The organism is Pseudomonas baltica (assembly GCF_031880315.1).
GTDB lineage: Bacteria > Pseudomonadota > Gammaproteobacteria > Pseudomonadales > Pseudomonadaceae > Aquipseudomonas.
This window is the reverse complement of record NZ_CP134771.1, coordinates 5420061-5432727: the sequence shown is the minus strand read 5'-3', so window position 1 is coordinate 5432727 and position 12667 is coordinate 5420061. Positions and strand designations below refer to the sequence as shown.

Genomic DNA, 12667 nt, shown 5'->3' with positions numbered 1-12667 from the left:
GCAAACACGCGCAGGCGGCATAGCACAGCCGACCTCCTATGCTTTTTTCATGTATAATTCGCGCCCCATTTCGTGCCCGACTGTCCGAGAACGCCCCATGCTGCTTTCATCGCTCACTGCGGTTTCCCCTGTAGACGGCCGCTACGCTGGCAAGACTCAAGCACTGCGCCCAATTTTCAGCGAATACGGCCTTATCCGTTTTCGCGCCCTGGTCGAAGTCCGCTGGCTCCAGCGCCTCGCCGCTCACCCGCAAATCGCTGAAGTGCCGGCGTTCTCCGCCGAAGCCAACGCCTTGCTCGACGCCCTGGCCAGCGACTTCGCCCTCGAACACGCCGAGCGCGTCAAGGAGATCGAACGCACCACCAACCACGACGTCAAGGCCATCGAGTACCTGCTGAAGGAACAAGCGGCCAAGCTGCCGGAACTGGCCAAGGTCAGCGAATTCATCCACTTCGCCTGCACCAGCGAGGACATCAACAACCTGTCCCACGCCCTGATGCTGCGCGAAGGCCGCGACACCGTGCTGCTGCCGCTGATGCGTCAGATCGCCGAATCGATCCGCGAGCTCGCCCATCGCTTCGCCGACGTGCCGATGCTGTCGCGCACTCACGGCCAGCCTGCTTCGCCGACCACCTTGGGTAAAGAGCTGGCCAACGTCGTCTACCGCCTCGAGCGGCAGATCGCGCAAGTCGCCGCCGTGCCGCTGCTGGGCAAGATCAACGGCGCCGTGGGCAATTACAATGCCCACCTCTCGGCTTATCCTGCCATCGACTGGGAAGCCAACGCCCGCGCCTTCATCGAAGACGAGCTGGGTCTGGGCTTCAACCCGTACACCACGCAGATCGAACCGCACGACTATATCGCCGAGCTGTTCGATGCCATTGCTCGCTACAACACCATCCTGATCGATTTCGATCGTGATATCTGGGGCTACATCTCCCTGGGCTATTTCAAGCAGCGCACCATCGCGGGCGAAATCGGCTCGTCGACCATGCCGCACAAGGTCAACCCGATCGACTTCGAAAACTCCGAAGGCAACCTTGGCATCGCCAACGCGCTGTTCCAGCACCTGGCCAGCAAACTGCCGGTTTCCCGCTGGCAGCGCGACCTGACCGACTCCACCGTGCTGCGCAACCTCGGTGTCGGCTTCGCCCACAGCGTGATTGCCTACGAAGCCAGCCTCAAGGGCATCAGCAAGCTGGAAATCAACGAAGTCAAGATCGCCGCCGACCTGGACGCCTGCTGGGAAGTCCTGGCCGAGCCGATCCAGACGGTCATGCGCCGCTTCGACATCGAAAACCCGTACGAGAAGCTCAAAGAGCTGACCCGCGGCAAGGGCATCGGTCCCGAGGCGCTGCAAACTTTCATCGACGGGCTCGACATGCCCGCCGACGCCAAGGCCGAGCTAAAAAAACTCACCCCGGCCAATTACATCGGTAACGCTGCAGCCCAGGCCAAGCGCGTCTGACACCCGAGCCCCTGGTCGACACGCCCGGCAGTGCCGGGCGTTTTTATTGGCGCCATAAAAAAGCTTATTTTCAATAGGTTACACATGAAATCCGATATTCCACTGCAACTCCTGGGCGGCCTCACGGCACAAGAATTCCTGCGTGACTACTGGCAGAAAAAACCGCTGCTGATCCGTCAGGCCTTCACCGACTTCGAAAACCCGATCAGCCCTGACGAACTGGCAGGCTTGAGCCTGGAAGAAGAAGTCGAATCGCGTATCGTCATCGAAAACGGCGAGCGCCCCTGGGAAATGCGTCGCGGGCCCTTTGCCGAAGATACCTATGGCGACCTGCCGGAAACGGAATGGACGCTGCTGGTGCAAGCAGTCGATCAATTCGTGCCGGAAGTCGCGGCATTGCTCGAGCCATTCCGCTTCCTGCCGAGCTGGCGCATCGATGACGTGATGATCAGCTATGCCACCCCAGGCGGCGGCGTCGGCCCGCACTTCGACAACTATGACGTGTTCCTGCTGCAGGGCCACGGCAAGCGCAACTGGAAAATCGGCCAGATGTGCAACGCCGACAGCCCGCTGATCGAGCACAGCGACCTGCGCATCCTCGCCGACTTCGAACAAGCCGAAGAGTGGGTACTGGAGCCGGGCGACATGCTTTACCTGCCGCCGCGCGTCGCCCACTGCGGTGTGGCCGTGGACGAGTGCATGACCTACTCGGTCGGCTTCCGGGCGCCAAGCGCGGCCGAAGTCCTGACTCACTTCACCGACTTCCTCAGCCAGTTCCTGCCCGACGAAGACCGCTACAGCGACGCCGATGCCACACCGGTCAGCGACCCGCATCAGATCCAGCACGACGCCCTCGACCGCCTCAAAGGCCTGCTGGCCGAACACATGAGCGACGAGCGCCTGCTGCTGACGTGGTTCGGCCAGTTCATGACCGAGCCGCGCTACCCTGAACTGGTCGCTGGCAGTGAAGTCGAAGAAGAAGACCTGCTGGGCGGCCTTGAAGATGGCGCCGTGCTGATACGCAATCCAAGTGCGCGCCTGGCCTGGTCGGAAGTCGACGACGACCTGCTATTGTTCGCCAGCGGCCAGAGCCGTCTGCTGCCAGGCCATCTGCGCGATCTGCTGAAGCTGATCTGCGCGGCCGATGCCTTGCACATCGACAATCTTGGGCCATGGTTGCAGGATGAAAACGGCCGCATGCTGGTCTGCGAGCTGATCAAACAAGGAAGTCTGGGATTTGCCGATGAATAAAATCGAAGTCAGAGTCGCCGATTGGCACAGAGACAACGCCGATCTGCGGCGAATTCGCGAAGCGGTGTTTATCGCTGAACAAGCCGTTACCCCTGAGCTTGAATGGGACAACGACGACGCCGACGCCGTGCATTTTCTGGCCGAGGAAGGTGATTTCGCGATCGGCACCGCACGCCTGCTGCCCGATGGCCATATCGGCCGGGTAGCGGTGCTCAAGGACTGGCGCGGCATGAAGGTCGGCGACGCCCTGATGCACGCCGCCATCGCCGAAGCCGAGCGCCGCGGCATCATGCAGCAGGCGCTGAGCGCCCAGGTGCATGCAACGGCGTTCTATGAGCGGCTGGGTTTCAAGGTGGTCAGCGAGGAGTTTCTGGAAGCCGGCATTCCCCATGTCGATATGGTGCGCGAGGGGTGACTCCAGTACCGAGGAGCCTCGCCCCACCTATCAGTTTTGCTAGCTATTCATGATTGAGGGGTACAGCCCCAGGATGAAGCCTCACACACCACAGAGGCTTCATCATGCCAAGCGAACCCGGCTTCAATCTTTCCCCAGAGCGTGTCAAAGCAGGCGATGAAATCAAGGTCACCGGAAACATCGGTGCCGTGAGCACCATTATGATCGGAACCTTCCAATTGCCTACGGCTCAGGTACCGGCGCCGCCGCCAAGGTAACCGCCGATGTCAAACAGGGCGGCTGGCCGGTGTATGTGGCGCCCCCTGGCGCCCAGCAAACAGACTGGATCAAGGTTGGTGCTGTTATCGTCGATTAACGCGACCGGGGCGTCAGGATCTGCGCGACGCGAACAGCCAGCCAGATGGCGGCCGCCCCACCCTACCCCAGAATGCGCCATAATCAATATCCCCTTTGCGGAGATATCGGACATGTCGCTTCGTCCCTTGCTGTCCTGCCTGCTGCTCACCCTCAGCGCCTCGGCCGTCGCCGACACTCAGGTGCTGCAACTCAACAACCGCACCAGCAATGAGCTGCTGCCCGTGGCGCGTAATTTTCTTGGCCAGGATGGCAAGGTGAGTGCCTATGGCAATCAACTGATCGTCAATGCCGCCCCCGACAAGATCGACGCCCTGCGTGACCTGCTCGGGCAGCTGGATGTTGCCGCCAAACGCCTGCTGATCAGCGTTGATACCTCTGACAGCAACAACGCTGACAGCAACGGCTATAGCGTCAACGGCCAGGGTCAAGGCCGGGTAATCAATTACGGCACAGCCAACCGCACCGGCGGCGTGCAGCAGGTACAGGCCAGCGAAGGCGTGCCGGCGCTGATCCAGACTGGCGAAAGCGTGCCGCTGACCACCACCCAGCCGGACGCCTATGGGCGCCCGCAAATGCAAACTCAATACCGCAACGTCACCCAGGGTTTCTATGTGACCGCCAGTGTGACCGGGGACATCGTGCACCTGAGCATCAGCACCAACAACGATCGCATGAGCGAGCGCAGCCCTGATGTAGTGAAAATTCAGAGCACCGACACACAGGTCAGTGGCCGGCTTGGAGAATGGATCACCTTAGGTGGCATCAACGAGCAAAGCCAGCTCAATAGGCAGGGATATACCCGTAATTACGCCACACAAGGCAGAAATGACATGACATTACGCGTCAAGGTGGACTCCCTCGACTGACCATACAGTCATTTCGCGCCCTAAAGGTCGCCACCCGGGCGCCTTTTAATGACCGACAAGTCGCAAAAAGACATTATGTAGTGCTACTAAAGAATCACTACATTTTTCTTGACGGGCAAAAAATCCGAGGACATGATGGCCTCGCTCCCGCCGTTCCGGCCCCTGCAAGGGCTTCGTCTTTGCGTCGCAGGCCACCCATTGCGGGTACGACCATACGTGCCCAGGCGGCCAAGGCACGGCATCGAGCACGGATTTTTTCACCCAGACCTATGCGACGAGGTTTCCCCCATGGCACAGACACGCGAACAACAAATAGCGGCTATCGAGAAAGACTGGGCGCAAAACCCACGCTGGAAAGGCGTGACCCGCACCTACAGCGCTGCTGACGTCGTCCGCCTGCGCGGCTCAATCCAGCCAGAGCACACCTTGGCCCGTCTGGGCGCCGACAAACTGTGGAATCTGGTGACCCAGGGCGCCAAGCCGTCCTTCCGCCCTGACAAGGACTTCGTCAACTGCATGGGTGCGCTCACCGGTGGCCAGGCGGTACAGCAAGTCAAGGCTGGCATCCAGGCCATCTACCTCTCCGGCTGGCAGGTCGCGGCGGACAACAACTCGGCGGAGTCCATGTACCCCGACCAGTCGCTGTACCCGGTCGACTCGGTACCGACCGTGGTAAAACGCATCAACAACTCGTTCCGCCGCGCCGACCAGATCCAGTGGAAAGCCGGCAAGAACCCTGGCGATGATGGCTATATCGATTACTTCGCGCCCATCGTCGCCGACGCAGAAGCCGGCTTCGGTGGCGTCCTCAATGCCTACGAACTGATGAAGAGCATGATCGAAGCCGGCGCCGCTGGTGTGCACTTCGAAGACCAACTGGCCTCGGTGAAAAAATGCGGCCATATGGGCGGCAAGGTGCTGGTACCGACCCAGGAAGCCGTGCAAAAACTTACTGCCGCGCGCTTGGCCGCTGACGTCGCCGGCGTACCGACCATCATCCTCGCCCGCACCGACGCCAACGCCGCCGACTTGCTGACCTCGGACTGCGATCCGTACGACCAGCCGTTCGTGACCGGGCAACGTACGCCCGAAGGCTTCTATAAAGTGCGCGCCGGCCTCGATCAGGCCATCGCACGCGGCCTGGCCTATGCACCCTATGCCGACCTGATCTGGTGCGAGACGGCCAAGCCGGACCTGGCAGAAGCCCGTCGTTTTGCCGAAGCGATCAAGAAGGAATACCCCGATCAGCTCCTGTCGTACAACTGTTCGCCGTCGTTCAACTGGAAGAAGAACCTGGATGACGCCACCATCGCCAAGTTCCAGCGCGAGCTGTCTGCCATGGGCTACAAGCATCAATTCATTACCCTGGCGGGCATCCACAACATGTGGCACAGCATGTTCAACCTGGCCCACGACTATGCCCGCAACGACATGACGGCCTATGTGAAGCTGCAGGAGCAGGAGTTCGCTGACGCCGCCAAGGGCTACACCTTCGTGGCACACCAGCAGGAAGTGGGCACGGGCTATTTCGATGACATGACCACGGTGATTCAGGGCGGCGCGTCTTCGGTGACGGCGCTGACCGGTTCGACCGAGGAAGAGCAGTTCCACTAAGACCAGGCGGTTTTCCAGCACCGCTGCCACATGGCTTAGAGGTACACGATCTCGATCGTCGCGGACCCGTCCAACAGGACGGGTTCACTCACATCCAGCTCGATAATCGGCGCAATCACCGGCGCTACGGACAGCGTAGCGCTCATGTGCTGCAAATCATCTGGGCCGCTCGTGGCTCCCCGGCGGGCGCTGAAGCCTGACCAGACGCCAGTGGACAATTCGACGCCATCGGCCTGTGCCGCGCTCCAACTCGCCCCCATCGACCCGGTCTGCGTCGCGTAAGTCGCAGACCAACCATCGACTCGCACATCCTCGAGCCGCAGGGTATAGCGTCCCACTCGCCTGCCGCGATCAAGCCCAAGACCAAAACTGTTCTCGGCACCCAAGGTGGCAGAACCGGCGCGATTATCGACCATGCGCAGGGCGATCAGCGCCGGCCCGTCGCAGGCAACCGTTAGCGCCACCGTCTGGGCGGGTAACCGGGTTTCCTGATAACGACTAAATTCGCCAACCGACCGCTGGCCAAAATCTACCCGCCCGTTAGCGCCGAGGAGCGGCTCGCAAGATACAGGCAAAACGGTCGAGCTCAGAGTCATTGCCTCGCTGACGTGGGCTTGCGGTACATCGATCGAAGCCAAGGCCTGCCAGAGGGTCTCGTCGCGTACCCGCAACGCCTGCCGTGGTGCGACGGCGACGACGTCCAATCGCGCCTGCAATACCTTGCCTTGCACAGGCCGCCCGTCACGCATCGTCACCAGCCCTCGTTCGGGGCGCCAGTGCATACTGTTTTGCGCACGAACGGGCAATTCCCCCAGACGCCCCAGCTCCCCCAATGCGACGGACGCGCCATCGAGCACAGCATCGCGTAGCCGGACTCGGTAGTGCCCAAGGGTGGACAGCCTGAAAGTGTCGTCATCCGCCGCGTGGGCGCGAAGGTACAAGGTCAGCTCCGTAGGCACGGTGCAGGTGAGGTTCAAGCTCAAGCTGCGCTCGCCCAACAGGACTCTGCCGGCATGCCAGGCCAGGTTGTCGCGCTTCAAGACCCCGAAATCGATAGTGGGATTACTGAGCATCAGCGCACAGTCCGCCAGCGCCTGCGGTGACCAAAAGGCGACCGCAGCCCATGATCCCAATGCAGTCGAAAAAATTGCGCGCAGCGAAGATGTCATGGATGCAGTCTCGTATTCAGGACGCTCGGCAGGTAGCCGGCACGGTTTCGTAATAGGCCTGGGCATCTGCCTGTGGCGCCAGTTCGAAGTGCAACTCGCAACGTGGCACGTCGGGCCCACTGACCCACAGGCGCCCCAGGTTGATCACATTGGGCACGAACACCGTGCCGTCCTGGTCGACCATCCCGATCGGGATATCCTGGTCATTCACCACTGAGGCGCCAGGTGCAAGCTTGGCGCCCGACGCGGTATGCACCTGCAGCAGGACGCGGCGGGTGACTATCACACTGAAATCGATGCGTTCTACAGCACCGCGGGCCGCCATGACCTGACGGGCGCCATCACCGATATCGACGTTGCGTGGCAATGATCCAGGCGCCACTTCGACATTGCTGCGGCCATAGGCATTGAGGCGTGGCACCACTGCCGCACCTGAGCCGTTGGTCCAGACCGGGCCGCTGGAAGTATCGACCTTGACCCCGGCCACCTCACCAACCTTGATCAGGGCAAAGGTATCGCTCAACGGATATACCGAGGTCATGACCCCGCCGTCATACGCGACCAAGCCACCGCGCAGCGCCGTGCTGATGCTGTGCTCGCGGTCGCCGTCACCGGTGTAGCCGAGGTCGACCTGGGCATGGCGTGGCTGCATCGAGACCCCGGTCGAAAAGCCATCCCGACCGCTGGTGAGATTGCGTTCGGCGCCGAGTCGATAGCTGACGGTATCGTTCAGCGTACTGGCAAAGCTGGTAGAGATGCGTTGGCGGTCATGACTGTCGCTGTAGGCCGTGCGAAACCTTGCGCCGCCTCCCAATGGCACGCTGAGCGTGGCATACAGGGCGGTGCCCATGGTGGCGAGGTTGTTATCCTGCGGGCCGCCTCGGTGTCCCAGATCGCGCTCAGCCGTCAACGAAAAGGTAACGCCTCGATGGTTTTTGGCCCACGACGCGTTGGCTCGGCTACTGGTGGTGCCATTGAACAATGTCGACTGCGCGTAGCCGGCATTCAAGCTGCCGAGCCACTGGTGAGACCAGCCCACGCTGCCACTGTACTGGGTGCGAGGATAGGCCGCGGTCTGCTGGCCGTTCGTTCGGTCGCCGCTGTCGAGCAGTTCACGATAGCCTGCAGTCTGGCGAGTCACCGCTGCACTCACCGACCACTGGGCCCCCAGCCTCTGAGTGATCGAAATTCGTGACTGTATGCCTTTGACCCCTTCGCTGGCCGCACGGGTCGAAACCAGGTCGGCGCGTATCTGGGCACCGTCGCCAACGCGCTGGCCTACACTGGTCCCAGCGGAGAAGTACTCAGGGGAGGCCATGGTGCCGACACTGACGCTCGCCCTACGGCCGATGCGCCCCGTCCAACCGGCATTGGCTATCGTCGACGCCTGCTCTGCAGGAGCGTTACGCAGTTGGCCCACGCCCAGCGTATAACCGCTGCCCGGATCTTCGACGCCGGCCTGCGCTGCCGAAACGCTGAACTGGCGATGGGAGCCGTCCGCCTCGATGACCATGACCTGTAACTCGGCGCGCTGGTTGACCCGCGGCACATCGCGCAGCACAAAGACGCCCCCCGGCACGATGGTCGTATAGATCAGGTTGTTCATCTGCCGGACCTCGACACGCGCTGGGCCCTGAGCGATACCTTCGACCACCGCGCGGCCACCCTGCTGCCCCAAGCCCTGTTCATTCATCAACTGCACACCGGTCACCTGGGCGGCGCCCAATACCGGATTGCTCAGCTGAATCTGCCCCAATTGCGCTACCGCACCGATACCGGCAAAGGTGCGCTGTGCATAGGCGTCGATATGCTGAAAGCGCGAAACGCCATTCGTGGCGCTGTATAACTGATGGCTACGGACTATCCAGTTACCGGCATTGAAACCGACCTCGGTGTTGGCCGAGGTATTACGGCTGCTGCCGCCCCCAAAGCGGTTGGCCATGCCCAACAGTTCATAATTGAGTACCCCGGCGACGCCACCGGTGCTGAAGCCACTCAAATCACGGGGTACTGCGACGAGCGCCTCGACGGGCACTACCAGTTCGATCTCACCGATGTCCGAGCGTAACTGTACCTGGGTCAACGCGAAGCGCTGGATGAACGCCGAACAATCGGCTGGCCCGGCGCTTGTGCCCGCTGGGCGCAGGCCGGCCGCTGCCAGGAACGACGCGTCGTAGCAAAGTTCGCCATCACTGCCAAAACGGGCAATCACGGCGCCGCGGGCCTGTCTGTTAACCTTCAGCTGGACCTTATGCTCCCCCGGTGTGAAGCGTGGCGCTGCACTGAAGTACTCGGCCAGGCGCGGATCGATGCCACGCTGACGCAGCAGTTCCATATCGAAGCCGCTGTGGTTTTCCTCGGCCCTGATGGCACCCATGCCAACGCTCAGAGCCAGTGCAAAGCCAGCCTTGATGTCGGCTCGCCCACCGAGTCCAACCGATGGCGCGGCGCAGTGATAACGACAGCGGGTCTTCGCTATGACCATTACTTCAAGGGGGAATCGTAGGCGTCTACTGCAAAGCCATAGACCGTGGCGGGGTACAAGCGCACGCTATGGGCGCCGGCGGCGGCGGGCGGGACGTCGACACTCAGTTGCTCGCCGGCCAGCAGATAGGTGCGGGGTAACTGGGCGGTGGCTTGCATCGGCAGCAGCGTGAGTTGTTGCGACAGACGTACCACATAGCGGGTGTCGTTGCTCACGGTGAGTTTGCCGTTGCTGTGGCGCCAGGTCAGCCCCTTCCAAGGCTCGCGCTCGGGAGGCAGTCCTTTGGGATGGACGATGACAGGCAAATTCTGGCGTATGCCAACGCCAATCCGGGCGGTGTCCTTTTGCGCCGGGTCGACTTGCGCGACGCCCTCGAAGGTCACGCGCTTGAGGCGTTGAGTCTTGAGGGGCCCGCCTTCGCTGCGCAGGATGAATCGCACCCATTGCGATTTGCCCGCTTCGACACGGGAAACCGCTGGGGTGACCAGCAGCAACGGCTGGTTGTCCTCGGGTATGTTTTCCAGATTGACGAGCAATAAGACGGCGGTGTTATCAGTGTTGGTTACCTTGATGGTGGCCTCGCCGTCGGCTTCATTGACGATCACCACGGAGGTTTGCGGAACCATACCGGCAGCATTGGCGAATTCGGGGCTGATCCCGCTCGTGGCAAGCAGCGCGGGTACAACGAGGGAGGCCAGGCGAAGCCGCTGAAACACCTGCTTAGGGTTAGCCAGTTGCATACTGATGATCTCGGCCCATCAGAGGCGTCGAGGCGTCACCCTTGACGCAGTAGGCCAGCAGGGCGAACGACGCATGTGAGCCACGCGCGTGGACAGGCATGGATTGTTTATTGAATAAATGAATCGTGCCGAAGTTCGGCGCAAAATAGCGGCGGGCGATTGGGGCCAACCATCAACAGCGGAAGATATTAGTGATGGCAGCCACTCATTAATATAAGACAAACACTGAAACTGTCGTCCTGTCACTCGCAAGAGTGCACTCGCGCCCGCCGTCGCTTCCGGAAAAGCCTGGCGGCGAATGGCACACAGGCGAGAGGCTGATACCGAGCCAGCTCGTCTTCGCTCGGGCAGTGAAGCCAGATCGACGTTCATTACAGAGAGTGCAGCTCGATCGTTGCCGGACCGGCAAGACTCACATCACCGCTCGGCGTCGGATTTCAGCAGCGGTATTACCCGCAAATACAGAAGTTGCCCCCAACCCCAGACCCAGCCCCATGCCCAGCGCAATAGCGACAGTCAGTCTTTTCAACAATATTTATACCTCATCCCAAATAAGGGCGCGTGCAATACGATGCAAGTAACCCTCCGTAAAAGCGATTCGACACTAGTTACTAGATGCCGGTACACAGGGTCGTAAAGTTTAGAACAACAGAGTGCACCACTATATAAGAACAGTCTTAAACACAGTCCGGCAGCCACTGCCCTGCGGCACGCCGGTCTGGCCACCGATTGCCGGAGGGCCGGTCTGGACTATTTGCCCGGCAACGTAGCGAGACAATGATCTGAAGCAATACCCGACTCCTGTGGTTGGGTTAAAAAGCTCGCGAATGGCACGGAGCAGCAAAAATCGCGAAGCGGAAACGATATTAATTATCATTGCCATCTGAAGCTTATTGCGGCGAATGAAAAACACACTTAACAAAACCTTCTACAATCCCCTGTACCCAACGGTTTCAGCGCGATTGAGGCTGCCTATGTGCGTAATGCTACGAATTAATTTGCCATACTAAATTTACTTGCTGGCGGTTTACCCATAAAATCAGCGCGATAGCAGAAGTGCGACATATCGTCACTGCGACACCACATTCAAGCACAGGGGTCTGCCGCCCCTGTTAAGGATCCAGAGCATGCCCGATTCGACAGGACTCATCGCCCACAACTGGGGCTTTGCCATCTTCCTTCTGGGCGTCGTCGGCCTGTGTGCTTTCATGCTCGGCCTGTCGAGCCTGCTGGGCGGTAAAGCCTGGGGCCGCAGCAAGAACGAACCGTTCGAATCCGGCATGCTCCCCACCGGCAGCGCGCGCCTGCGCCTGTCGGCAAAATTCTATCTGGTCGCGATGCTGTTCGTGATCTTCGATATCGAAGCCCTCTTCCTGTTTGCCTGGTCTGTGTCCGTCCGCGAAAGCGGCTGGACCGGATTCGCCGAAGCTTTCATTTTCATAGCAATTCTGTTGGCAGGTCTTGTCTACCTCTTTCGAGTGGGGGCCCTTGACTGGGCGCCGGAAGCTCGTCTCAAGCGGCAAGCGAAGCTGAAACAATGAGGCTTTGGCATGCAATACAATCTCACCAGGATCGACCCGGATGCACCTAACCAGGAGTATCCGATTGGCGAACGGGAAACCGTAGCCGACCCCCTTGAAGATCAAGTTCACAAGAACATCTACATGGGCAAACTCGAAGACGTGCTGAACGGTGCGGTGAACTGGGGGCGCAAGAACTCCCTGTGGCCGTACAACTTCGGCCTGTCGTGCTGCTACGTGGAAATGACCACGGCGTTCACGGCACCCCACGACATCGCGCGCTTTGGCGCCGAGGTCATTCGGGCGTCACCTCGCCAGGCCGACTTCATGGTCATCGCAGGCACCTGCTTCATCAAGATGGCGCCGATCATTCAGCGTCTCTATGAGCAGATGCTCGAACCCAAATGGGTGATTTCCATGGGCTCGTGCGCCAACTCCGGCGGCATGTATGACATCTACTCGGTCGTTCAGGGTGTGGACAAGTTCCTCCCCGTCGACGTCTACGTGCCCGGCTGCCCTCCTCGTCCAGAGGCATTTCTGCAAGGCTTGATGCTGCTGCAGGAATCCATTGGCCAGGAGCGCCGCCCGTTGTCCTGGGTGGTCGGTGATCAAGGCGTGTATCGCGCCGAGATGCCGTCGCAAAAGGAACAACGTCGCGAACAGCGAATTGCCGTGACCAACCTGCGCAGCCCCGACGAAGTCTGATCCAGCGGCGTTCTGATCGTGTGACCAAGCACACCAGGATTCCTGGCTTCATTCTGCAGTTGACCGAAAGCGACCGA

At 60.5% G+C, this 12667-nt stretch carries 10 protein-coding genes; 7 read left to right on the top strand and 3 right to left on the bottom strand.

Annotated elements, in window-relative coordinates; genetic code table 11:
- The first annotated feature begins 97 nt into the window (after positions 1 to 97).
- The 5 genes from purB to aceA all read left to right on the top strand — a co-directional run bounded on the left by purB (position 98) and on the right by aceA (position 5971).
- The gene (purB, locus tag REH34_RS24645) at positions 98 to 1468 is read left to right on the top strand and encodes an adenylosuccinate lyase (RefSeq protein ID WP_226506011.1); all 1371 of its coding nucleotides are present in this window, start codon (positions 98 to 100) and stop codon (positions 1466 to 1468) included.
- Positions 1469 to 1552: 84 nt separating this feature from the next.
- On the top strand, positions 1553 to 2719 hold the full coding sequence (locus REH34_RS24640; RefSeq protein ID WP_226506010.1) for a cupin domain-containing protein: 1167 nt from the start codon (positions 1553 to 1555) through the stop codon (positions 2717 to 2719).
- Positions 2712 to 3134 (top strand): GNAT family N-acetyltransferase, encoded by a 423-nt coding sequence (locus REH34_RS24635; protein WP_311969477.1) that lies wholly within the window; start codon positions 2712 to 2714, stop codon positions 3132 to 3134. Before REH34_RS24640 ends, REH34_RS24635 begins: the two co-directional genes overlap by 8 nt.
- 467 nt (positions 3135 to 3601) lie before the next feature.
- Positions 3602 to 4357, top strand: coding sequence for a secretin N-terminal domain-containing protein (locus tag REH34_RS24630; protein WP_311969476.1), 756 nt, complete (start codon positions 3602 to 3604; stop codon positions 4355 to 4357).
- 288 nt (positions 4358 to 4645) lie between these two features.
- Complete coding sequence (aceA, locus tag REH34_RS24625; protein WP_226506006.1) at positions 4646 to 5971, top strand: isocitrate lyase; 1326 nt, start codon at positions 4646 to 4648, stop codon at positions 5969 to 5971.
- 35 nt (positions 5972 to 6006) lie between these two features.
- On the opposite strand, the gene REH34_RS24620 is transcribed toward aceA, so the two are convergent.
- The 3 genes from REH34_RS24620 to REH34_RS24610 form a co-directional block, all read right to left on the bottom strand.
- Positions 6007 to 7140, bottom strand: a complete 1134-nt coding sequence (locus REH34_RS24620; RefSeq protein WP_311969475.1) for a DUF1120 domain-containing protein — start codon at positions 7138 to 7140, stop codon at positions 6007 to 6009.
- A 16-nt stretch (positions 7141 to 7156) separates the two neighbouring features.
- The gene (locus tag REH34_RS24615) at positions 7157 to 9517 is read right to left on the bottom strand and encodes a fimbria/pilus outer membrane usher protein (protein WP_311969474.1); all 2361 of its coding nucleotides are present in this window, start codon (positions 9515 to 9517) and stop codon (positions 7157 to 7159) included.
- 107 nt (positions 9518 to 9624) lie between these two features.
- A complete protein-coding gene (locus REH34_RS24610; protein ID WP_409373172.1) occupies positions 9625 to 10365 on the bottom strand; it encodes a fimbria/pilus chaperone family protein in 741 nt (246 codons plus the stop codon).
- A 1127-nt stretch (positions 10366 to 11492) separates the two neighbouring features.
- On the opposite strand from REH34_RS24610, the gene REH34_RS24605 reads away from it, so the two are divergent.
- Both REH34_RS24605 and REH34_RS24600 read left to right on the top strand, forming a co-directional pair.
- Positions 11493 to 11906 carry an NADH-quinone oxidoreductase subunit A gene (locus REH34_RS24605; RefSeq protein ID WP_226506002.1) on the top strand — a complete coding sequence of 138 codons (414 nt, stop codon included), beginning with the start codon at positions 11493 to 11495 and terminating at the stop codon, positions 11904 to 11906.
- 9 nt (positions 11907 to 11915) lie between these two features.
- A complete protein-coding gene (locus tag REH34_RS24600; RefSeq protein WP_226506001.1) occupies positions 11916 to 12590 on the top strand; it encodes an NADH-quinone oxidoreductase subunit B family protein in 675 nt (224 codons plus the stop codon).
- Positions 12591 to 12667 lie beyond the last annotated feature (77 nt).